The following is a 21993-nucleotide window of genomic DNA, read 5'->3' as shown; positions in this document are numbered from 1 at the left end:
TAATTTTTCAATTATGAAAAAGATGCTGAGCTACGCTGCCCTTGCCGTCGCCGCGGTGGGCCTAGCGGCCTGTGGTGACTCTGGCGAAACCACCACTGATACTGTCACCGAAACCGCCACCGTGAACGGCGAGACGTCTCAGGTAGAAACTGTCACCGAGACCGAGAGCGCTGCACCCGCCACCCGTACCCCCGTGGGTGGTACTGCGCCCTGCGAGATCCGTGCCTATTCCAATAACGCCGAGGATGATCTCCTCGACGATGACGTGGTGCGTGCTGGGGTGGATAAGCCCCGCGTAACCCAGCTGGTGCAAGACCAGTGTGGCAGTGCCACCTTCGACGATGATCACTGGACCTATCGCGATGGTGCCATCGAGGTGGAAGTGCTCGAGGATGGCACCGTTGATGAAATCGATGTAGACGACTAAGACAACGGCCACGGCCACACCAGACCCCCAGCGACGCACAGCTCAGTGCGGTTCGATGGGGGTTTTCTGCGTGGACGTAAGACCTGTGTCGGTGGCTGCTGCGGGGGCGGCTGCGGCCCGCCGCTCTCGCGCCCCGGTCTTGCATCCCGCATCGAGACCAGCCTCTGAAGTGTGATCGCGCAGTGTTTTCTCCCCTAATCTGTAGCGTATGACTATTAATCAGATCGCTGACGAATATGTGAAAGCGAGTATTGCACTCTCGCCCGAATTCGCCACTGCCTTGGGCTTGGAGGAGAATCAAGACCGCTGGGGCGATTACTCCCCGGCTGGGGTGGAGGCCGAGGCTGACCTGGCGCGGGAGACTGTGAAGAAGCTGCAGCAGGCCGAGCCGGTGGACGAGGGCGAGTCGGTGACGAAGGCGGCGATGCTTGATCGCCTCGGCGTGGCCCTGGATCGCCACGCGCTGGGAGAAGCCTTCAGGGATCTCAATAACATTGCCTGCCCGATTCAGAGTGTGCGCGACACCTTGGCGCAGATGGACATCTCCACTGCGGAGGGCAAGGCCAATGTGGCCGCGCGTATTGCACGCATGGGCGAGGCCTATCGCGGATACGCTCAGACCCTCGCCGAGGGCGCCTCCCACGGTCTGGTGCCCGCGCAGCGGCAGGTGCAGCGCGGTATCGAGCAGCTGCAGGCCATGGCCGCCGAGAAATCCCTGTTGGATGTCTATGGCGCGGAGGCCGAGGCCACCGCCGAGCAGGTGGCGGCGGGAAAGCAAGCAGCCGCGGAGCTGGCCACCTTCTTAGAGGAGCGGATCGCACCCCACGCCACCGCCGCGGATGGGGTGGGCCGAGATCGCTACGAGGTGGCCAGCCACCTGTGGGTGGGTCACCGCATCGATCTGGACGATACCTATGAGTGGGGTCTGGAGGAGCTGCAGCGGATCATCGCCGAGCAAGAGGTCTGCGCCGCCGAGCTCTACGGGGAGGGCACCAGCCCCAGCGCGGCTTGTGCGCGACTCAACGCCGATCCTACCTATCAACTGCACGGCGTGGAGGAGCTGCAGCAGTGGATGCAGCAGATCGCCGATGATGTGATCACGAAAATGAACGGCACCTATTTCGATATCCCCGAGCCGGTGCAGCGCATCGAGTGCTGCATCGACAAGGCCGGTACCGGCGGCATCTTCTACACCGAGCCCTCGGCCGATTTCTCCCGCCCGGGCCGGATGTGGTGGTCCGTGCCGGAGAGCGAGGACACCTTCAATACTTGGCAGGAGCTCACCACCGTCTACCACGAGGGCGTGCCCGGCCATCACCTGCAGCTGGGCCAGCAGGTCTATGAGGCCGAGCACCTCAATAGCTGGCGCCGCCAGATGGGATTCAACTCCGGCCATGCCGAGGGCTGGGCGCTCTATGCGGAGCGCTTCATGGATGAGCTCGGGTTTCTTCCCGATGCCGGCTACCGCATGGGCATGCTCGACGGGCAGCGTCTCCGCGCGGCCCGCGTGGCCCTGGACATTGGCGTGCACTTGGGTAAAACCACTCCCGATGGTGGCACCTGGGATGCGGACTATGCCTGGCAGTTCATGAAGAACAACGTGGCCATGGCCGATGGCTTCCTCCGCTTCGAGGTGGATCGCTACCTGGGCTGGCCGGGGCAAGCTCCCTCCTACAAGGTGGGCCAGCGCCTGTGGGAGCAGCTGCGCGATGACTTCCTGGCTGCCCGCCCCGGCGAGCTGAAGGAGTTCCACCGCCTCGCGCTGCGCGAGGGCACACTCCCGCTGGGTGTGTTGCGCGAGGTCGTCATGGCCCAGGTGTAGGGATGGAGCAGGCTTGTTGACGCTGCCCGCGGGTGGGCGTCGATAAGCCTGCGCAGCACCGCTAGTCGGCGAGTTTGACTATGAGCTTGCCGAAGTTGTCGCCGGTGAGCAGACCGATGAAGGCCTCCACGGCATTGTCGAGGCCCTCCACCACATCTTCGCGATAGGTGATGGAGCCATCGGCTACGCGCGGGGTCATCTCGGCGAGGAAGTCGCCCATCTGATCGGCGTATTCGGCCTGGATGAAGCCGCGAAGGGTGAGGGACTTCTTCAGCACGGTGCCCATGAGCTGGCCGGAGCGGTCGGGGCCGGCGGCCAGCTCGGTGGCGTTGTAGCCAGAGACTAGGCCACAGACGGGGACGCGGGCGTAGGTGTTGAGCCGCGGTAACACCGCATCCCACACCTTGCCGCCGACGTTTTCGAAGTACACATCGATGCCATCGGGGGTGGCGGCGGCCAGCTGTTCGGCGAAGTCATCAGCGCGGTGATCGATCGCGGCATCAAAGCCCAGCTCCTTGAGGTAGGCCACCTTCTTCGGCCCGCCGGCGATTCCGACGGCTCGGGCGCCATGGAGCTGTGCGATCTGGCCCACCATGCTGCCCACCGGCCCGGTGGCGGCAGCCACCACCACGGTCTCTCCCTGCTTCGAGTGGCCGATATTGTTCATACCGGCCCATGCGGTGAACCCGGGCATGCCCAGCACGCCCAGGGCCGTGGATAGTGGCAGCTGCGTAGAGGTGTCCAGCCGGCGCACGTGATCGGCCTGTACCACGGAGTGGCTCTGCCAGCCGCTGTAGCTGAGCACCACATCACCGGTGCTAAAGCGCTCATCGCGGGAGTCAAGCACGCGGGCAACGGTGGCGCCCACCATGGTCTCGCCTATGCCGATGGGGTCGGCATAGGACTCGGCGTCGCTCATCCGGCCGCGCATATAGGGATCGAGAGACAGATACAGGGTCTGTAGCAGCAGCTGGCCATCGGCCAGCTCCGGCAGGTCAGCGGTTTCGGTTCGGAAGTTCTCCTGGGTGGGCGCGCCATGTGGGCGCGAGGCCAGGACAATACGGGTGGTGGTTGTGGAAGTACTCATACTCCCGCACAACGCATACGTAACCGTACGTATTTCTAGAGCAGTTCCACCACCACTTCAGCGGTAGGGCGGGTGAGGCGAACGTCTTTACGGTTTCCCGATCTGTGCGGCTTATGCCATCAGGATAATCACTCATATCAGATAGCCCGACAATCCCCCAAGGCCACATGACCAGTTCGAGGACCTACGTGGCATCGCTCGAGGCTTTAGAGATCTAACCAACTACATCTGGCGATCCTTGGTGCACTCAGGCCAGCTACAGGACAAGGTAAACGCACTCTACTTCGAGAGGTGCCCACATAGTCCCAAATTAGGCAAGGCGGCGGTAACAGCATGAACGCTGTCACCGCCGCGGTGGGTGCGAATATGAAACTTAGTTGCGGAAGGTCTGCATCTTAGAGGGTTTCCACAACCCAGAGCGAGTGATGGTCTCGGTGTCGATCGCGGCCTCCTTAGGCGCCTCGCCCTCAGAGTTGGTGCGTAGTGCGTAGTACTGCAGGCTGCCCCAGTCGCGCTTCCAATCATTCTTCAGATAGCCCGGCGCCTCATAGGAGGTATTCACTGCCTCGGCGGTACCGAGGGCGCCACCGCCGGTGAAGTCCTGGAAACCCGAGAGGGATTCCTTACCGGGCTTATCCGGCGAGATTCTGTAGCGCGGAATCTCGGTGACACCGGCATAGTGGTCAAAGCTGCGCTGATCCGGGAACTGCAGGGCTACCGGCCAGTCGAGCAGGCCCGGGGTATCGCTGCCAATGAGCGTGTTCACGGAGGCCAAGGTGGGCACGCGCGGCGGGGTGAAGGCCAGCCAGTGGCCCGGGTAGAGGGAATCATCCTCGGCCTTGATGCGGATCACGTTGGCCTCACCGGGGAGATCGGTCAGCGGGACGCGCAGGTTGCGCCAGATATCGTCGCGGAAGGCGTCGATGGGCTCGTATTCGCCGAGCATCTTCACCGAGCCATCGGCGTCGCGGTGGCCGTATTCCACCACCAAGGTTTCGCCTTCGATGGGATCGCCATTGACGTCTTTGCGCTCGGTGGAGCCGGCGGCGGTGATCACTACGATGGGCGCATCCTCGCTGCGCTCGGCCGGCAGGGAGAACCAGTCACTGGTCACCGCGGCCGGGATCTGATCATTGTGGCGATAGGAGCCCAGCACCGGCACCTCTGCTGGGTCGAGGCCGAAGGGCAGTTTGGCGTGGGAGCCGTTGATGCCGGTTGTGGTGTTGAAGCCGCCCTCGGTGCCCACCGGCTGGCCCACCACCGATTCCTGGATCTCGATGTTGGTTTGGGGGCCGTCGAGCGCCTCCGCGGCGCTTTCTGGCCAAGCGCGGTAGCCAGAGACATCCAAGCGCACCGGCAGATTATTGGGCCCGAAGCCATAGGAGTTTTCGCCATTATCCAGCGAATCCTTCAAATCCTTGCCATCGGCAGGGGCGAGGAAGGAGTCATTGGTATTGGTCTCAATCACGGCGTCATTGGCCAGCTGGCCGGTGGTTCCACCCAGCTCGCGGACGTTGCCGGTGCCAATGGAGTACTGCGGCCACTGCTGCAGGAAGCTCTTGGCAAAGGAGCCATAGCTGATGATCAAAATGCCCACGCAGGCAATGGCGATGGGGGCGGCCAAGAGCTGGCCGGTCCGGGAATGGGAGGCCGCTTTCTGGGCCTGCTGTTCCCGCTCGCTCTCGCGCTGGGCGGCGGCCATGGCCTCGTCCTTGGTGGGGCTCTTCGACAGCGCATCGGCCATGCGGGCCTGCCGGGCGTTGTCCTCTTGTTCCGCGGCGGAGACATTTTGCGGCCGCCGCAGTGTGTCGAGGAAGGAGGACACCACGGCGATACCGACCACCAGCAAAGTGAATACGAGGGCGACGGTGGCGAACTCGATGCCGAAGATCTGCGGGGTCTTATCCCACCATGGCACACCGAAGCTGGAGACGTACCACCAGCCATTGATGCCGGCGAGGCTCACCGCGCCCACCGCCATCACCGCCGCGCCCAAGAAGAGCTGGGTGGAGCGGGATTGGCGAGCGTAATTGGCCAAGGACACCGCCGCCACGGCGGCCACGGCGGCGCTGAGCCCAGCCCACACACCGAAGTGGTGGGTCCACTTGGTGGGGGTGAACGTCATGAAGAACATGGCGCCGGCGAATACCAACAAGAGGCGGGTGATGGAGGCGGCATTGGTGCCCGGAATATGGGTGGAGCGCACCTTGGCGTAGAGCACCACGGCGAGGGCGAAAAACGCCATGAGCACGGGGAAACGGCGGGCCACCGAACCGTCCACGCTGCCGAGCAGCAGAGCGGCATAGCGGCTGTACTCCTGGTACCAGGCCAGGGAGGGGCCCACCAGTCCGCGCACCCGGGTGGACTCCAAAGCGGAGGCCAGGGACTGATCGCCAAAGACGGCCACCATCACGGCGGTACCGGCGGCCAGGAAGGGGGCGATGATCGCCGCAACATTGAAGGCGGTGGGACCGGAGCCCATGATCTTCAACCGCGCCACCAGGATCTTCACCAGGGCGGCGAGGCTGACGAGCAGCGCCGCCACGGCCATCAGACCAGTGGGCCCGGCCGACAGCGAGAAGGCGGCGGCGAGCACACCGAGGGCGGCGGGAAAGAGACGGGAGGTGGCGATGGCACGCTCGAAGCACACCCAAGTGACCACCACGCCCAAGGCGATAATCGGCTCGGGGCGCAGGCCGTTGTTATAGGCAGTCCAGAAAGCGAGGAACAGCAGCGCTGCGGACCAGCGAGCGATGCGTCGAGAAGCAACGGCCTCGCCGAGACGCGGCAGCATGGACTTCGACACAAACAGCCAGGTAAGAATGGCGGCCACCAGCTGCGGCAGACGCATCCACATCGAGGCGGTAGAGATCTGCGCCATCGCCGCCAGCAGATCATAGTAGGGGGATCCGAAGGGCGACTCCGGCACGCCATACCAGCGGTAATAGTTGGCGATATAGTCGGCGTGCTCGCTGGCGCGGGCCATGGTGAGGATGAAGCCATCATCGGAGGTATTGCCGCCAAAGACGTACCAGAAGGCGATACCGGCCAGCACCACGAGATCCGTGACGCGCAGCTTCTTCCACTCCGCGGGAATCTCCATAAAGCCACGGCCATCGGCACGATCTAGGCGGTAGAGCGCGGCCAAAGAGGCCACGGTGAGCAGTACGCCGCCTATCATGCACGCCAGCTTCAGCGGGGTGGGCGAGGAGGTGAAGCGGGAGTTGATCTCCACCTGGGCGCTCAGCCCCTGATCCACCAGCGCCTGATAGTTCTCCCCCGTGTCATCGAGCTCGGTGTAGATGCCGCTGACCTGGGGGCGTTGATCCGTATCCACCTCTCCCAAGGTGGTGCCCTTGGCGCTCACACGGGCGCCATCCACTCCGACGGAGATATCCAGCACCTCGCCGCGGAGATCCTTCACCTTCTCTGGGGTGAGGCGCACCAGGATTTCCTTGAGCGTGGACACCACCAGATCGCCATCGGTGCTGCGGATCATGAGGCCACGGTTGGCCGCCTCGGCGGAATCCTGCGGCAGTGTGGAGAGCAGCAGATTCTGGCCCTCGCGGAGATCATCCACCGCATCCACCGGCATGCGCACATCCAGCTGCTCGGGAGCATAGGATATGAGCGGGGCGTTCACGGATTGGAGATCACCCTGCGGCCAGCTGAAGGAGGACTGCACCTGGTTGATCGGCATCAACGGGGTGAGCACAAACAGCACAAATCCCAGCAGACCAGTGATCACCGAGAACGCCTTGAGCCCCGTGCGTGGGGGGTGGGCGTGCTCGCTGCTGCCGAGAGAATCTGCAGGGTCAGATGAAGCGAGGACAGGAGTGGACATAAGGGATCATTGTACTTCCTCGCCGCCGCAGCCCCAGTCATGCGCGACCGAGGCCGTGGCGGAAAGCCCAGCGTGCTAGCTGGATGTGGTGGTGCGCACAGCCACCACGAAGGGGCCGATCTGCTTCACTGTCCACGGCGCATCCGGCGCGTTAAACATCTCCGGGTTAAACCAGAGCGCACGGAAACGCACATTCGGATTATTCGGGTAGATGTCCTCGGAGATGTCCAGCTTCCACGCGCCCGCCGGGGTGTCCACGGGCTGGTTGGTGCTGGGGGCAGAGGCCGTTCCTGAAGAGCCGGTGGCGCCGGTGGCGCCCGCCGCGTCTCCGCTCGACGCAGTGTCTGTCGCCCCAGCGCTCGGCGCCGTGACGTCGATGTCCTCTTCGGCGGGGGAGCCATCGAGCTGGCCGCGGAAAACGAAGGCTTCTGGGCCAGAGAAGGCCCCATGGAGGGGCGCATCGTCCAAGAGCGTGGCGAAGGAGCTGGGGGTCATCTTCGGGTCAAAGGAGGCCTGGGCCCAGCTCTCCAGCTGCTCATTGCGCTGTCGGAATAGTCCCAGAGGGTTGGCGTAGTGGGCGGTCATGCCTTGGAAGCCGTGGAAGGGATAGTAGGAGAGTAGGTTGAACTCGTCGGTGGCGATCACGATATTTCCAGCGGGCTTGCCCAGCTCATCGGTGATGAACGTGCTGATATCGCCGTAGTAGCGGGCTGCGTTCGGCGGGTTGGAATCACCGCGCTGGCCATTGCCGTCGGTGTCGGTATAGGCAAAGTCCAAGCCGCGCGAGAGCTTGTTGGGGATATCTTGGGCGTAGGCCACACCACTCACTCCCAGCACGATCACCAGCAGCGCGGTGATGGAACTCTTGAGCTTCTTCGAGATCATCCGCGGATAGAGCTGATCCAGCCCCACCAGCCGCAGCTCCGCGATGCCGAGCACACCCGCGGTGGCCAACTGCAGCGTGATCAGCGTTTCCAGGCGGAAGCCCAGCAGGGTATTACCGGCGAGAGTGACGATCATGGAGGCCACCGACCAGCCGTAATACACCACCAGCGAGAGCCCGAGGGCGCGGATATCGCGGTCGGCGGCGCGGATCACCAGATAGGCCACACCGATCATGCACAACACACCCACCAGCGATAGGGAGAACATGGGCAGGGGAATCTCGGTGCCTTGGCGCGGCAGGTAGTGGGTGGCGGAGGATTCAGAGGTGGCCTGGCCGCTGAGGACTGCGGCTAGATAGGGCCACCACACCACTGCGGCCACGGCGAGTGAGCTCAGGCCGATCACCGCAAGTCGCAGCAGCGGCGCCACGGAGCGGGATCCCACCACGGCAGCAACGAGCGCCAACAGCACCACCGAGAGCGCGATCACTGCGGTGAAGAGGGTGTACATGGATGCCGAGGCCCCGAGGTAGATCACCAGACCCAGCATGGACATCCGGGCCCCGTCGAGGGCGCGCCGGGCCAGCACTGCCGCGGCGGGAGCACCCATGGCGATGATGGCGGCATAGGGCTCGTGGGCGGCTACCACGAGGGTGATGGCGGTGGTAGTGAGCGCGATGGCGGTAGCCACGGGCAGCGATCCGGTGATGCGCTGCCACACCGGCACGAGTACACAGCCCGCGGCGGCGAGTGTGATCAGCGACCACGGTTGGAAGGCCTCCCAGCCGGGCAGGTTCACCAGGTTAGCGAAGCGCCCGCCGAACCAGAACCATCCCGCTGGGTAGAAGGGAGGCATGTTGATGTAGTTCATATCCACCAGCCGCGCGGTGTCGGTCAGCCGGGTGAGGAACTGAGTGCGAAAGCCCTGGTCCACGCTGGCGCCATCGAGATACAGGCTGGTAGCCGAGAGGGGAATACCGAGGGAGGAGACCACCAGCCCGGCGGGGCTGAGATAGCACAGCGCGATGGTGAGCCAGCGCCGCAGTGGCGAGCGCGCCGTGGTTTCCCCGTGCCGCCAGGCGTGCTCGTCCTGCAGCCACAGGTACACGAAGGTGAGCACGGTGAGCAGCAGGATCACGGTGACTGCGGTGGAGGCCGCGCGCGATACATAGGAGGTGCCAAAAGCGGGCAGATTGGTGGTTTTGAGTATCAGCCACGCCACATAGGTGGCGACGGCGCCGGCCAGGCCCGCCGCGAGCACCGACAGGGCCGCCCGTTTCGGCGTTAAGGCATCGGGGGCGTAGGGGGCGAGGCCATCAGGCTCGGGGTTGTCCCGCGCAGGGCGGGGAGTGCGGGGAGCGCGCAGGGAGCCATCTGAGGCGGTGCTGGTACTCATGCATTTAGTGTGACACACCCGCGCGCGGGGAGGGAAAACATCCACGCTGCTCAGTTAATGCATCGCGGGGCTTATCGACGCCACCCTCCACGCCCCGTATCACCCGCATACGCAACCGCCCCGCCGACGGTACTCCTCCTCTGCGGAGAGAGCCGGGCGGGGCGGATGAGGCGGCTGCAGTAGTCGCAGGGGCCAGGACGGGCCTTTAGAAGGGCAGCTTGCGGAAGAGGGGCTTCGGCACGTGCTGCAGGATCATCATCACCGGCTGGAAGAGCGGGTGCACCCAGATCACGTCCTTATTGTTGTTCACGCCCTTGAACACGGCGTTGGCTACGTCCTCACGATCGACGGTGAGTGGGGCTTCGTCGAGATCTTCGGTCATCTTGGTGCGTACCTGGCCGGGGCGCACCACGAGGACGTGGGCGCCGCTATCGCGCAGGGCCTCACCGAGCTGCTCGTAGAAGGCGTCGAAGCCGGCCTTGGTGGCGCCGTAGACAAAGTTGGAGCGGCGTACCTTCACCCCAGCCACCGAGGACAGTGCCACGATGTGGCCGTGGCCCTGCTTCTTGAACTTCTGGCCTAGCAGGGTGCCCACGGACACGCCGCCGGTGAAGTTGATAGTCGCGGCCTTGACCGCTTCCTGCTGGTTTTGCCACTGCTCCTCGTTATCGCCGAGGATGCCGAAGGCCACGATGGCCACATCCACATCGCCGGCGGCGAAGGCGAGATCAATCACGTCGGCGTGGGAGTCCGTGTTGGTGGCATCGAAGTCCAGCACTTCCACGGCGGAGGCGCCGGCTTTTTCCATGCGGGCGGTGGCCTCGGCGACGCGCGGGGAGTCCTCACGGGCGGCGAGGGTCACCCGGGCAGGGCCTTCCTTGAGGAAGCGCTCGACGATGGCGAGTCCGATATCGGAGGTGCCGCCGAGCAGGAGAATATTTTGGGCTTGGCCTACAGCGTTCAGCATGTGGGTTCCTTTCTTGCGCGGGCGTAAATTAGCGCAGCTCGAGGCGGCGGCTCATGTCGGAGGCGAAGACACCGTGCGGGTCGATCTCGTTGCGGGTCTTTAGCCAGCCCTCCATGCCGGGGTACATCTGGTGGAAGTTCTCGGCGGTGGTGCGGGATTCCTTGGCCAGGTAGAGGCGGCCGCCGAACTCCATCACGCGTCGATCCAGATCATCCAAGAACTGGCCGAGGCCCTTCTTGATGGGGAAGTCCACGCACACATTCCAGCCCGGCATCGGGTAGGACAGCGGGGCCTTATTGCCTTCGCCGAAGAGCTTGAACACGTTGAGTGCGGAGTAGTGTCCGGAGGCCTGGATGTCCTTGACGATGGACTTGAAGGGCTCCACGGCCTCGCGCGGCACCACAAACTGGTACTGCAGGAAGCCGCGCTTGCCATAGCCGCGGTTCCACTCGCCGATGAGATCCAGCGGCTGATAGAACTGGGTGAGGTTTTGCACCTGGCTTTTATAGGTGCCGGATTTGAGCCACCACAGCTCACCGATGGCCACCATGGACATCTTGTTCATGGTGAAGCTGGGGAAAATATCGGGCACGGTCACCAGCTGCGGGGCGTTGAACTTCAGCGGGTCCTTCGCCAGCTTCGGGTTGAGCTCCTCCAGCTGGGCCAGGGTGGCCAGAGAGCCGCGGGAGATCGCAGCGCGGCCCAGCTTCGGCTCGGGCGAGATCGCATCAAACCAAGCGGAAGAATAGGTGTAATTCTTCTCGGAACCATCGGAGTGGAACTCGATGGTCTCGTCCAGGTTAGCGGTGAGATCGCCATCGGCAATGAAATAGGCGGTCTCGGTGCGGGTCATCTTGATGCGCGCCCGTAGGATGATGCCGGTGAGGCCCATGCCGCCGACGGTGGCCCAGAACAGCTCGCCCTGCGGGTCATCCGCGGAGCCCTCCGGCTCGAGGTGCAGGATGCGGCCATCGGCCACGAGCAGTTCCATAGACACCACGTGGTCGCCGAAGGAGCCGGCTGAGTGGTGGTTTTTGCCGTGGATATCGGGGCCGATAGCGCCACCGATGGTGACTTGGCGGGTTCCGGGCAGGACCGGCACCCACAGCCCATAGGGCAAGGCGGCCTTCATCAGCTGGTCGAGGGTGACGCCGCCGTCCACGTCCACGATGGCGGTCTCGGTATCGATGGAGTGGATGTGGTTCAGCGGGGTCATATCCACCACGAGGCCACCGGCGTTTTGAGCCGGGTCGCCATAGGAGCGGCCCATACCGCGGGCAACGATGCCGCGCTTGAGATGGTTGGGCTTGGATTCGTTCTGCTCCGCCACGAGGGTGACGGCGCGAACGATCTCTTCCACATCGGGGGTGGACAGCACGTGAGCCGTGGTGGCGGCGGTGCGGCCCCAGCCGGTGAGGGTTGTGGCTTCTGTGTGCAGGGTTCCGTGGGCACCGTTCGAAGCAGCGGTGCTGGTCTTACCTTGTGTGCTCGTCATCGCTAAACAAGGCTACTCCGCGGGGCCGTGATTGTGGGTTTCCATGCCCGTTTTGTTGAGTTGTTGTGAATAATCCAACATGTGCGCGGGGCGCCACTGCCTCCCGGCTGAGGTTTAGCCCTCACCACACTCCGGCAGTAGGGAGGAGGGCTCGCCGATAGTGGTGATGAGCAGCTCGTCACGGGCACGGGATGCGGCCACGTAGAGCAGGGCTCGTTCCCGTTGGAGGGCGTCTTCGCGCTCGGCGTCGGGAAGCGGCATCCGCCCGCCGCGCCGAGGAATGGCCTGCTCATTGATGCCGTCGAGGATCACGTGGGTAAATTCCATGCCTTTGGCGTTGTGCATCGTCATCACCGATACCGGCGCCTCGAGGGTGGCGGCCCCGGAACGCAGGGTGCTGGTGGTGATACCGGCGGAATCCAAATGGCTGGTGCGCATGACCACGCGCCGTTTATCGCGGCAGAGCACGCCGATATGCGTGGAGGCGCTGGCGTTGGTGCTCCACGCGGTGATGGCGCGCTCGATGGCGGCGTCTTCTTCCTCTGGGGTGGCGGCGTGCACGATCCGCGGCAGCGGGCCGGTGCGCACGGAGCGGTAGCCGGTGAGGGTGTCCTCCTCGCCGCTGGAGTCCAGCCAGTGCACGCCCTCGAGGATGGCGGAGGCATAGCTGAGATTTTCCGCGGTGGTGCGATAGTTCAGGCGCAGCCGACTGGTGGCGCGGCCGCGGGTCTCAATGCCGAAGCGACTCAGCGGCAGCTGATTGCCGTAGATCCGCTGGTGGGAGTCCTCGGCGAGGAAGATGTCATTCGGGCCGGGGGCCACACAGGCGCGGATGAAGCGCCAGTGCCCGGCGTGGAAGTCTTGGCCCTCGTCCACCACCACGTGATCAAAGAAGGGCTGCTGGCGGGCTTCCAAAATGTGGTCGGCCACCACCGCGAGCGCCGGATAGGTGAGGCGTTTCTGCTCGGAGCAGCGCCGGATGAAGGCCTTGACGATAGTCCATACGATCTTGCGTTCCTTGCGGCCCAAGGGGGTGTGCCGGCCCGTGCGGGTGATGCGCAGATAGTCCTTCATCTCGGTGATGGAGTGGGCGAGGATGATATCGGTGAATTCATCGTTGAGGAACGCGGGATGCCGCTTGTCCTGGGGCAGTCCCTCACCATTGAGCTCGGCGGCCAGCTCCCAGTTTTTGTGCACCTCGCGGTCATCGAGCGGCCGGGGCACAAAGGAGCTGCTGATTCCTAAAGTGGCGTGGAGGGCGGCGTCGAGCTCCTCCTTATTGGCGTTGGTGATGAAGTTGTAGATCGCCGAATCAATACCGTTGATCCACACCCCAGGGGTCCCGGGCATCCCAGCCTCAGGATAGGAGGGGTCCAGCACATTCATCTGGGTTTTCAGCTGCCGCGCGAGATCTTTGGTGAAGGTGGTGAGGAAGATCCGCGGCACCTGCCCGCCCTGGGCGCCGTGGGTGTAGAGATACTGGGTGCGGTGCAGCAGCACCACCGTTTTGCCGGTGCCGGCGCCACCGAGAATGCGGGCGCTGCCGCGGTGCTGGCTCTGCACGGCGCGCTGCTGGGAGGGATGGAGGAAGGTGCGCCACTCGGCGAAGCTGCCTTCTTCTAGGATTTCTTTGAGGTCCAGCTCGGAGGGGTCGATCCAGTAGCTGGAGCGCTGCAGCGAGTTGATGATGGTGTCATCCCTGCCGACGGTTTCCTCATCTGCGTCGACGTGCTCGAGCCCGAGGTCCTCAACCACCTCGGCGATGCTCATTCCCGCGAGCAGTCCCACGATGGCGTCGTGCTCGAACTCCGGGCGCTCTGCGAGCAGCTCGTCTAAGACGGTGTCGTTCTCGGCGGCCTGGACTGCGGCGATGGTGGTGGCGGATAGGCCCAGTTCGGTGCTGAGATCCTCGGTGCTGATATTCGCGGCGCGCAGGATCTCGCGCGGTGGGGTCTGAGGTAGCTGGGCGGGGGTGCCCACGCTCGCGTCCGGCTGGTCCTTTTGGGCGTCGGCAAGCTGCTGGGCGGCGATTTCCGCAGCGCGCTGCTTGGCGCGGGATTCGATCTCCGCATCCAGTTCCGGAGACGTAGAGGCGCTCGGTGTGCCGCTATTGTCGATGACTACCTCGCCATTGGTGGAGTTGATCTTCACCGTCACCGTCTGTGCATAGGCGATGGCCTCATCGTGATTATCCACGTGCAGCAGCATGAACAGCCGCCCGTTTGAGCCATCGAGCTCCACCAGTACCGCACGGTATTTTTCCGTCACCCGTCCGGTGCGCACTCGTGGATCGGCGGTGTTTTTTAGCGGCTTGATCCTTAGTGAAGGGTGGCTTGGGTCCTTTTGAATCTTCTCAATAAAGGCCAGAATCTGTTTTTCCATACCTGGAACGGAATGGAAATTTTTACCCATCATCAGGGTGCTGCTCATTCGCTTCACTCCATGTGCTGTTGTGATCGCTTATCGACGCCCACTCGTGCCGCAGTAGCGTTTACATATGAAGCACAGCTTAGTGAATGCGCCATCGCTGAGGGTTTCTTTTTTATAGCCAGCCCTGATCGCGGGCAACGCGGGCAGCCTCATAGCGATTGCTGGTATTCGTTTTCGCGATGATACTGGACACGTGATTGCGCACCGTGCCCGTGCTCATGTGTAGCTCGGCGGCGATACTGCGAGTATCAGCCCCGCTGAGCGCCTGTCTAGCTACCTCCACCTCGCGCGGGGTGAGTGGGGATTCCATGCTGTAAAGCGCTTCCTGCATCAATTTTGGATCGATCACCGTCAGGCCCTGGTGCACTCGGCGCACAGCCTCGGCCAACTGTTCTGGTGGGGTGTCCTTGACCAAAAATCCGCGCGCACCGTGGGCCAGCGCTGTTTTCACATAGCCCGCGCGGCCGAAAGTGGTGACGATGAGGCAGGCGCAGGGCGTGGCTGCATGGTGATTGCGTTCGGTGATCGCTTGGGCGGTGGCGAGGCCATCCATCATGGGCATCTCGATATCGACGAGGGCGACATCCACCGAGTGAGCATCGATAAGCTCCACCACTTCTGTGCCGGAGCCACACTGAGCTACGACCTCGATGTCGTGTTCCAGATCCAATAAAGCCGCCAGAGCGCCACGGACGAGCGCTTGGTCATCAGCGAGAAGAACGCGAATCATGCTGCTCCTGTCTGTACCGTGATGGTTGTGCCATTGTTGCCATCGATCTGTAGTTGCGCTCCTGCTGCCGCGGCGCGCCGGCGCATGCCGCGCAGGCCATTGCCATCGTGGTTGCCGATTCCACAGCCATTATCCTGCACTCGCAGGAGCTGCGGCTGCACCGTGATCTGGCAGTGAGTGGCACCTGCATGACGGATGATATTGGTCACGGCTTCGCGCAGCACCCAAGCAAAAAGTGGCGAATTCTGCATGTCTGCGCCCTGGTCAATGGTGTGAGCGATACCTGCAGTGGCCAAGGCTTCGCGGGCATGGGTGAGCTCGGTGGCGAGATCACGGCCCAACTGATGGTTCACCGCCGCGCGCACCTCGGCGAGACTGCGTTTGCTCAATTCGGCCACCGCCTCCATCTCGGCTTTGGCCCGCTCGGCATCGTGATCCACATAGCGGGCAGCGACCTCAGCTTTGAGGTTGATCACCGTGAGGGAATGCCCCAGCAGATCGTGCACATCCGTGACGAGTTTCTCCCGCTCGCGGGATTGCTTCAACTCTTGGCAGATTCGGCGGGAGGTGCGTTCCCGATCGTTAGCCAGCCCAGCCACCATGATCATTGCAGGAACCATGACCGTGAGGACCAAGATTTCCAGCTCTGCTCCCGTGGCGAGCGCGAAGATCGATGCCAGAGCAGATAGCAGTGGAACCGCAACTATAACGAAACGCCACGGCCTTAAAAACGCAATAAAAGAGACAAGAAACGGCAGAAAGCAGACGATCCAGCTACCTAGAACGACACTAGAAAAGGCAATAATGCTGATTAATACAGCACCTACCGACCAAAAGCGCGAATCCGCTGACCAGCCGCGCGGATAATAGGCGTGCGATCCAAAGGAAAAACTGTAGACGCCCGCGAACACCAAAGCGCAGAGTGCCGCCCAGACTCGTTCGGCGGTGGAGGAGGTGGCAAGAGCGTGCGCCATTTGAACAGCGAGGAAGGGAAGCCACAGGCTCGCGAAGACGCAGGTGTAGAGATCGAAACCCTGCCATGGCTTGGAGAAGGCGCCGGTGAAGGAATCGGATGGTGCTGCCATGGGTGCGCTCGCTTCCTCGCTCGGGCTAGGCGCGTGATTTATCGCGGCGGTTCAGCAACAGAACGAGTGTGCTGAACGCGACCGTCCACGCCACAACACTGATTAGAGCATAAGACAGAGGATCAGAGATCGTGCCCGATTCGTCCGCGATGGCCTGGATTCCCTCAGTTAAAGGATAGCGGGCCAGCGCGCCGGGACCATAGGCTGGAGTGAAGCGCACGAATGGCAGGAAAGATTCTGGCAGGGGGGTGAAAACGTTGCCGGCGAAAGCCAGCACCACCAAGGAGCTGGACGCAACTCCCACCGCAGTGTTTGTACGCAACAGCTGGGCCCATGCCGTGCCGTAGAGGCCGAAAGGAAGGGAGACGAGTACGCACAACACACCCGAGAGCACCCAGGCCTTCAACGGCATCTCTGCTCCGGCGATCGCGCCCGTGATATACACCGCCACCACGGGCAACAAGGCTCGCAACGCCAACGGCGCAGCTTGAGCCGCGATGAGAGTGCGCTGTTTCAATGGGGTGAGCGCGAGCTGACGATTCCATCCCGATACCCCTTCGAGTACCGTAGTCCCAGCGCCACCAACGGCGCCCACCGCACCGGCGTAGAAGGCCATTCCGATCATGACGTAAGCATTGACATTGCCATGGTTGAGCGGCTGCTCCCCGTAAGGCTGGGAGGCTCCGAAGATGATATAGAAGAACACGGGCAGCGCCACGGAGAAGAATAGTCCTGCCTTATCCGTGAGTACACGGCGGAGATTGAGCAGAAGAAAGGTCATATTAGCTCTCCTTGGAGGTTACAGCGAGGAAGGCTGCATCAAGCGAGGCGATGGAGATCTGCAGATTCCGTGCCGCGGTGTGATTGAGCAGGTAGCGGGCGAGAGCGTCGGAATCAGTGGTGGTGAGATGCCAGCTGCCGGTGCCGTAGTGGTCTATGTTCTGCACCAGCTCCGCGACGGGCGAGTGCAGCAACTCCTCCGGGGAAAAAGTGGTGGGGAATTCCGCCTCGATCGTGTGGGCATTGCTCATATTTCTGATCTCGGAGACACTGCCATCGGCGAGGATGCTTCCTTCGTTGAGCACCACGATGCGTTCAGCGAAGTTCTGTGCCTCCTCGAGATAGTGGGTAGCAAAGAGGATGGTGGTGCCGTGGCTGGCGTGGGTGCGCATCGACGCCCAAAAGTTGCGGCGAGCGGTGGGGTCCATGCCGGCGGTGGGCTCATCGAGAATGAGAAACGTGGGGCTGCCCAGCAGTGCTAGAGCGAAGCGGAGACGCTGCTGCTCGCCACCGGAGCAGGCCTGCACTCTGCGGCGGCGAATGGTGCTGAGATTCGCGCGCTCCAGTACCTCCTCTACAGGCTGGGTACTGGGATAGGTGCTGGCGATTAGTCGCACAGTGGACTCGACAGTGAGATCGGGAAGCAGCCCGCCTGTTTGTAGGACCGCTCCTATTTGGCCACGAGAGACAGCCTGGCGCGGGGTGGTGCCGCATATACTCACCTCGCCCGAACTCGGGGTGGTGAGCCCGAGTAGGAGATCGATGAGGGTGCTTTTACCTGCGCCATTGGGCCCGAGCAGGGCAATAATCTCACCAGAGCTGATCTTCAGTGAGACATCCTGAAGCGCCCGAACCGGCGTTCGGCCCGAGAATACTTTGCTCACGTGGGTGAAGCTGGCGCCGGTACCGACATGAGAGCCGGTGGGTGATGTGTGCGTCATGCCCTCATCCAAGCGGGCAGCCATGATAGGAGCGTAGGGGGATTGTCATCCATCACCCATGATTATTGTCATGGGTGATGGCACGGCGGCCCCAGCGAGCATGACGCAGGTGGGCGCGGGTGTTTAGCGCGGCTGGGGGAGGGCCGCGGCCACTGGCTGCGGCAGCGGCACATACTCCGGAACCACTGCCAGCACCGGATCGCTCACTGGTGGGGCGATATGGCCGAGCCGCTGATCCAGCACCTGGCGCGCCGGGTAGTTCACGAGGGAGAGACCGGCAGAGCCCACGGGGTTGGGCAGGCTCGGCGGGGCAGGAATGTGCTCGCTGGGGCCGAAAGCAGACTGCACATCGTGGGTGAGTTGCGCGGCGGATCCAGTGGTGGCGGCCGCCACGGAGAAGTCACGGCCATAGCTGGCGGAGGCGTGGAAAGAGCGGCGATCATCCGACCAGCCCCACTTGGTGCCGATCACCCCAGGCAGTGTGGAGGTGCCAAAGTTTTGGGCATAGCCATCGGCCGCCACGGGGGAGGCGGTAGCGAGGGCTACGAGTACCGGATCGGTGGGGTTCTCGCGCTTCTTCGCCTCAAGGTATTTCACGCTATCTGCCGTGGAGGTAGTGGAATTACCCCAGTGGGCGGCACCGTGGGTGTCATGCAGGCCATAGGTGCGGGCAGTGGCGTTGATGGACTGCGGATACTTCGCATAGAGCTGGGAGGCGATGCGATCATCCGAGGTGCGCAGCATCTGGGTGGCCTGCGCTTTTTCTTCGGCGGTGCCGTGTCTAAAGACGTAGTCGGCGATGTACATCTTCACGATCGACAGCCCGGGGCGGGACTCATGCTCGTTCGCGGTACCTGCATGGATACCGGTGGGGGTGTGTTCAAAAGAGATTTGCGTGCGCGCTGGGGCATCGATGGTGCCATTGTGGTTGGTGCGTGGTACCGGCGCCGCCGCAGCCGAGGTGGCCAGTAGCGGGGTGGCGGCCGAGGCGATCACCGCCGTCGATACAGCCGCCACAACGCGGCGGGACACGCGGGGAAGACGAGAGGGAGCGCGATGACATCCAGACATGGTGTTCAGTATATGACTCGAGGCTAGGTGCTGGAAGTCAGTGTTATATGCGGCTACCGTGCACGCGTCTCCTCGCCCCAAGGTGGCTAGGGCGGTGCTTCCGCGCTTTCACGGTAGATACGTGCTGCTAGCGCGGGCCTCTGGCTAATGATCTCACTCGTAGTCAGCGATCAACCAGGATCGCCTCCATCGGCGCCGGTGATGCTCGCCCGCCGCCACACTTCGGCGTGGCCTCTACGGAAGCTCAGGCGGTTCCGGCATCTCTCCTTCATAAGACACGTGGTCGCCATTCCAGTAGTAGACAACCTCCTTGGTGAAGGCGTACATGTTCGCTAGTGGTTCTCCTGAAGCGCGAAAGGCTGCGCTGTCCACAAAAGACACGCGAACGCCGTTGGGATCCGCTGCGGCTCCCGCGATTGCTATACGATTGTCACCTGCGAATCCTTGGACCGAACCCTTGTGAAAAAGTACAACCCGTAGGTCAACGCGCAGATCATTATTGTCAAGCAGGATGTACGACATATCACTATCTGGGTCGTACTCCGAGCTATCAGAGACAACCCAACTGCCACTGCCGAACGTTGTTTCTGCCGCGGCTAATGCGAGTGCTTCGGCTTCCGATGTCGAGGCTCCGGCCGAGTTCTCAGGGCTACTGCTCTCAGAGCTAGGAGACGGCGGCCCGCTGCTCTCGGTCGATTCATCTGGGGTGATGGTCGTTGTTGAGGTTTCGGTGACGGTGGTGGTCGTAGCCTCACTGCTAGATGGGGCTGCTGTGGTGTCATTGTCGTTGCACGCTGTCAGTCCAGCGATACACAGCCCCGCGGCGAGGGCTAGTGCCGATGCCTTCGTGGCTGTCGAGTAGGTGGTGCGGGTACTCAATGAATTCACCTTCACTAGATAGGCGTGAAAAAGAAGCGAGCTCTCCACCACGTCGGTGACGTGGATGGTCTGATGCGCCGTCCGGCGCCGATGGCGCGCTAGTGCACACACTGCTCGGTCCCTCGGTGGAGCGTCATAGATCTCCAATTTTACTTACTCAACGTCCAGTAAAGGCGGTTTTCCGCCGCCAATATGTGGGCTAGTGGCTCGCTTGTGGAGCGGGGGGTTACTGAGGGGCTCTGGTTGGCTGAGGGCGCCACAGTGTACAAACTCGCCGCGGTGACGGCGATAGCACGGGAGCTACGTCGGAAAGAAGCTGCCGAGCCTGCAGGTTCCGTCGTTGAGCTGCAAACGTGCCGCCAAATTCGACAATTTCCCTGGCATACAGGCTTGCTGATGCGAGGTTTTTAGCGCCTATCGCAGCAGCGCCCCCAGCGCAGCTAATGCGGTGCGGCGGGGGCGATGAAACGGAGGCGACGAGGGGTGGTTAGTCGATCAGGCGCTCTCCCGTGGAGGGGGAGAAGAGATGCTGCTTATCGGGAAGAATACGCACGTAGATCGTGCCATCGCCCTTGGTTACGGTGCGCGGAGGAACACGCACAATGAGAGTGGAATCGATGGAGCCCGACGTCGGTGCCTTCTCGGGGTCGGCGCCGGCCAAGGAGCCATAGACATAGGCATCGGATCCCAGCTCCTCCACGAGGTTCACGTGCAGCGGAATGGCGCCGGGGGTATCGGAGGACACCAGCTCGAGGGATTCGGGGCGGAAGCCCACGGTGAGAGTGCCCTGGTCCTCCTCCTTCAGGGCGCTGATGGCGTCGCGGGGCACGGGGATCTCCGTGTCTCCGAGCACCGCGCGCTCACCCTGAATGGTGAAGGTCCCGAAGTTCATCGAGGGCGAGCCAATGAAGCCGGCGACGAATTCATTGGCCGGCTTGTCATACATTTCCTCTGGAGTTCCGACCTGCTGGAGAATGCCGTCTTTGAGCACCGCAATGCGATCGCCCATGGTCAGCGCCTCAGTCTGATCATGGGTGACGTACACGGTGGTGGTGGCCAAGCGACGCTGCAGATCCGCGATCTGGGTGCGGGTTTGGATGCGGAGCTTGGCGTCCAGGTTGGAGAGCGGCTCGTCCATCAAAAAGACTTGGGGCTGGCGCACAATGGCGCGGCCCATTGCTACGCGCTGGCGCTGGCCGCCGGAGAGGGCCTTGGGTTTGCGGTCGAGGAACTGGGTGAGGTCAAGGATGTCCGCAGCTTCGCCCACCCGCCGGTTGATCTCTTCTTTGGCGGCCCCGGCGATCTTCAGGGCGAATCCCATATTGTCCCGCACGCTCATGTGCGGATAGAGGGCGTAGTTCTGGAACACCATCGCGATATCGCGGTTTTTCGGCTGCATCGCGGTCACATCTTTGCCGCCGATCAAGATCCTGCCGGCATTCACATCCTCCAAGCCTGCGAGCATGCGCAGCGAGGTGGATTTACCGCAGCCGGAGGGGCCGACGAGAACGAGGAACTCGCCGTCCTCAATGTGCAGGTCGAGCGAGTCGACGGAGGGCTTTGTCGCGCCGGGATAGACGCGCGTCGCCTTATCAAAAGTCACAGTTGCCATGATTTGGCACACCTTTCTTCACCGGCAGGTACGTGCCGGACGATCCGTTGTGAAGGGGGTATGAGCAGGCCGCGAAGCAGCCGGCTATTTCTGCCGAGCGATTCGTGCCATACAAAGCACTCCTCGTCGATTGTGGCACAGTCCAACACTGATGAGACGTTAAAACAACAAAGGAGCTCTGTGTGGCGGGGTTTTCCTAGTGATCGTTATTCCAGAGGGGAAGAAACAGATCGCCATACATGTCGTTCTTAAGGGCGCGGCATTCCCTTCAGCGGCGACTCGAACTTGGAGCAGCAGATCGCCGAGATCGTTGATGAGGATAGTGCCCGGATGACGTAAGTGGGAGCGCCGATGGTGAGTTCTGGGGTGATTGTGTGGGCGGCTTGCTCATGCTTGCGGGGCTGCAGACCGTGTGTTCGTGGCGGCGTGGGATAACGTCCTGCTGCCGATGATCATTCTCTTCCTCGGCCTGCAGCGCTTCTGGCAGTCCGGCCTCTCTGCTGGAGCCGCCAAGGGCTAAGCCCCTCGTTGCCGACCACCCCA

General features: G+C 62.7%; 15 protein-coding genes. 2 read left to right on the top strand and 13 right to left on the bottom strand.

Annotated features, from left to right (window positions below; translation table 11 throughout):
- Window positions 1-13: 13 nt before the first annotated feature.
- Window positions 14-427, top strand: a complete 414-nt coding sequence (locus GBB14_RS07150; RefSeq protein WP_151547675.1) for a hypothetical protein — start codon at window positions 14-16, stop codon at window positions 425-427.
- A 208-nt stretch (window positions 428-635) separates the two neighbouring features.
- Entirely contained in the window at window positions 636-2249 is a 1614-nt protein-coding gene (locus tag GBB14_RS07145) for a DUF885 domain-containing protein (RefSeq protein WP_151529629.1), read from the top strand.
- A gap of 61 nt (window positions 2250-2310) precedes the next feature.
- Here GBB14_RS07145 and GBB14_RS07140 read toward each other — a convergent pair whose 3' ends face one another.
- From GBB14_RS07140 to GBB14_RS07080, 13 genes are all read right to left on the bottom strand, one after another.
- Window positions 2311-3336 carry an NADP-dependent oxidoreductase gene (locus GBB14_RS07140; protein ID WP_151529628.1) on the bottom strand — a complete coding sequence of 342 codons (1026 nt, stop codon included), beginning with the start codon at window positions 3334-3336 and terminating at the stop codon, window positions 2311-2313.
- A 373-nt stretch (window positions 3337-3709) separates the two neighbouring features.
- Window positions 3710-7180: an arabinosyltransferase domain-containing protein gene (locus GBB14_RS07135; RefSeq protein ID WP_225976632.1), complete on the bottom strand. Its 3471-nt coding sequence runs from the start codon at window positions 7178-7180 to the stop codon at window positions 3710-3712.
- A 75-nt stretch (window positions 7181-7255) separates the two neighbouring features.
- Window positions 7256-9460 (bottom strand): arabinofuranosyltransferase, encoded by a 2205-nt coding sequence (locus GBB14_RS07130; RefSeq protein WP_151529627.1) that lies wholly within the window; start codon window positions 9458-9460, stop codon window positions 7256-7258.
- A 205-nt stretch (window positions 9461-9665) separates the two neighbouring features.
- On the bottom strand, window positions 9666-10427 hold the full coding sequence (locus tag GBB14_RS07125) for a decaprenylphospho-beta-D-erythro-pentofuranosid-2-ulose 2-reductase (protein WP_151529626.1): 762 nt from the start codon (window positions 10425-10427) through the stop codon (window positions 9666-9668).
- A gap of 28 nt (window positions 10428-10455) precedes the next feature.
- On the bottom strand, window positions 10456-11922 hold the full coding sequence (locus GBB14_RS07120; protein WP_151529625.1) for an FAD-binding oxidoreductase: 1467 nt from the start codon (window positions 11920-11922) through the stop codon (window positions 10456-10458).
- Window positions 11923-12036: 114 nt separating this feature from the next.
- Window positions 12037-14352 carry a 3'-5' exonuclease gene (locus GBB14_RS07115; protein WP_151529624.1) on the bottom strand — a complete coding sequence of 772 codons (2316 nt, stop codon included), beginning with the start codon at window positions 14350-14352 and terminating at the stop codon, window positions 12037-12039.
- A 112-nt stretch (window positions 14353-14464) separates the two neighbouring features.
- Window positions 14465-15082 (bottom strand): response regulator transcription factor, encoded by a 618-nt coding sequence (locus GBB14_RS07110; protein WP_151529623.1) that lies wholly within the window; start codon window positions 15080-15082, stop codon window positions 14465-14467.
- Window positions 15079-16167: a sensor histidine kinase gene (locus GBB14_RS07105; protein ID WP_151529622.1), complete on the bottom strand. Its 1089-nt coding sequence runs from the start codon at window positions 16165-16167 to the stop codon at window positions 15079-15081. Before GBB14_RS07105 ends, GBB14_RS07110 begins: the two co-directional genes overlap by 4 nt.
- Window positions 16168-16192: 25 nt before the next feature.
- Complete coding sequence (locus GBB14_RS07100; protein WP_151529621.1) at window positions 16193-16948, bottom strand: ABC transporter permease; 756 nt, start codon at window positions 16946-16948, stop codon at window positions 16193-16195.
- Between the two features lies 1 nt (window position 16949).
- Entirely contained in the window at window positions 16950-17912 is a 963-nt protein-coding gene (locus GBB14_RS07095; RefSeq protein WP_225976700.1) for an ABC transporter ATP-binding protein, read from the bottom strand.
- 99 nt (window positions 17913-18011) lie between these two features.
- Window positions 18012-18920, bottom strand: a complete 909-nt coding sequence (locus GBB14_RS07090) for a hypothetical protein (RefSeq protein WP_342447798.1) — start codon at window positions 18918-18920, stop codon at window positions 18012-18014.
- A 273-nt stretch (window positions 18921-19193) separates the two neighbouring features.
- Window positions 19194-19838 (bottom strand): hypothetical protein, encoded by a 645-nt coding sequence (locus tag GBB14_RS07085; protein WP_151529619.1) that lies wholly within the window; start codon window positions 19836-19838, stop codon window positions 19194-19196.
- Window positions 19839-20325: 487 nt separating this feature from the next.
- Window positions 20326-21450 carry an ABC transporter ATP-binding protein gene (locus tag GBB14_RS07080; RefSeq protein ID WP_151529618.1) on the bottom strand — a complete coding sequence of 375 codons (1125 nt, stop codon included), beginning with the start codon at window positions 21448-21450 and terminating at the stop codon, window positions 20326-20328.
- Window positions 21451-21993 lie beyond the last annotated feature (543 nt).

The organism is Corynebacterium sp. 51B (genome assembly GCF_008930785.1).
In the GTDB taxonomy this organism is placed as follows: Bacteria; Actinomycetota; Actinomycetes; order Mycobacteriales; family Mycobacteriaceae; genus Corynebacterium; species Corynebacterium megadyptis.
This window is presented reverse-complemented; position numbering and strand designations above follow the sequence as displayed.

Excerpts from the sequence above, each read along its gene's own strand:
- GBB14_RS07150 (WP_151547675.1), top strand. The coding sequence starts at position 14 with ATGAAAAAGATGCTGAGCTACGCTGCCCTTGCCGTCGCCGCGGTGGGC.
- GBB14_RS07145 (WP_151529629.1), top strand. The coding sequence starts at position 636 with ATGACTATTAATCAGATCGCTGACGAATATGTGAAAGCGAGTATTGCA.
- GBB14_RS07140 (WP_151529628.1), bottom strand. The coding sequence starts at position 3,336 with ATGAGTACTTCCACAACCACCACCCGTATTGTCCTGGCCTCGCGCCCA.
- GBB14_RS07135 (WP_225976632.1), bottom strand. The coding sequence starts at position 7,180 with ATGTCCACTCCTGTCCTCGCTTCATCTGACCCTGCAGATTCTCTCGGC.
- GBB14_RS07130 (WP_151529627.1), bottom strand. The coding sequence starts at position 9,460 with ATGAGTACCAGCACCGCCTCAGATGGCTCCCTGCGCGCTCCCCGCACT.
- GBB14_RS07125 (WP_151529626.1), bottom strand. The coding sequence starts at position 10,427 with ATGCTGAACGCTGTAGGCCAAGCCCAAAATATTCTCCTGCTCGGCGGC.
- GBB14_RS07120 (WP_151529625.1), bottom strand. The coding sequence starts at position 11,922 with ATGACGAGCACACAAGGTAAGACCAGCACCGCTGCTTCGAACGGTGCC.
- GBB14_RS07115 (WP_151529624.1), bottom strand. The coding sequence starts at position 14,352 with ATGAGCAGCACCCTGATGATGGGTAAAAATTTCCATTCCGTTCCAGGT.
- GBB14_RS07110 (WP_151529623.1), bottom strand. The coding sequence starts at position 15,082 with ATGATTCGCGTTCTTCTCGCTGATGACCAAGCGCTCGTCCGTGGCGCT.
- GBB14_RS07105 (WP_151529622.1), bottom strand. The coding sequence starts at position 16,167 with ATGGCAGCACCATCCGATTCCTTCACCGGCGCCTTCTCCAAGCCATGG.
- GBB14_RS07100 (WP_151529621.1), bottom strand. The coding sequence starts at position 16,948 with ATGACCTTTCTTCTGCTCAATCTCCGCCGTGTACTCACGGATAAGGCA.
- GBB14_RS07095 (WP_225976700.1), bottom strand. The coding sequence starts at position 17,912 with ATGGCTGCCCGCTTGGATGAGGGCATGACGCACACATCACCCACCGGC.
- GBB14_RS07080 (WP_151529618.1), bottom strand. The coding sequence starts at position 21,450 with ATGGCAACTGTGACTTTTGATAAGGCGACGCGCGTCTATCCCGGCGCG.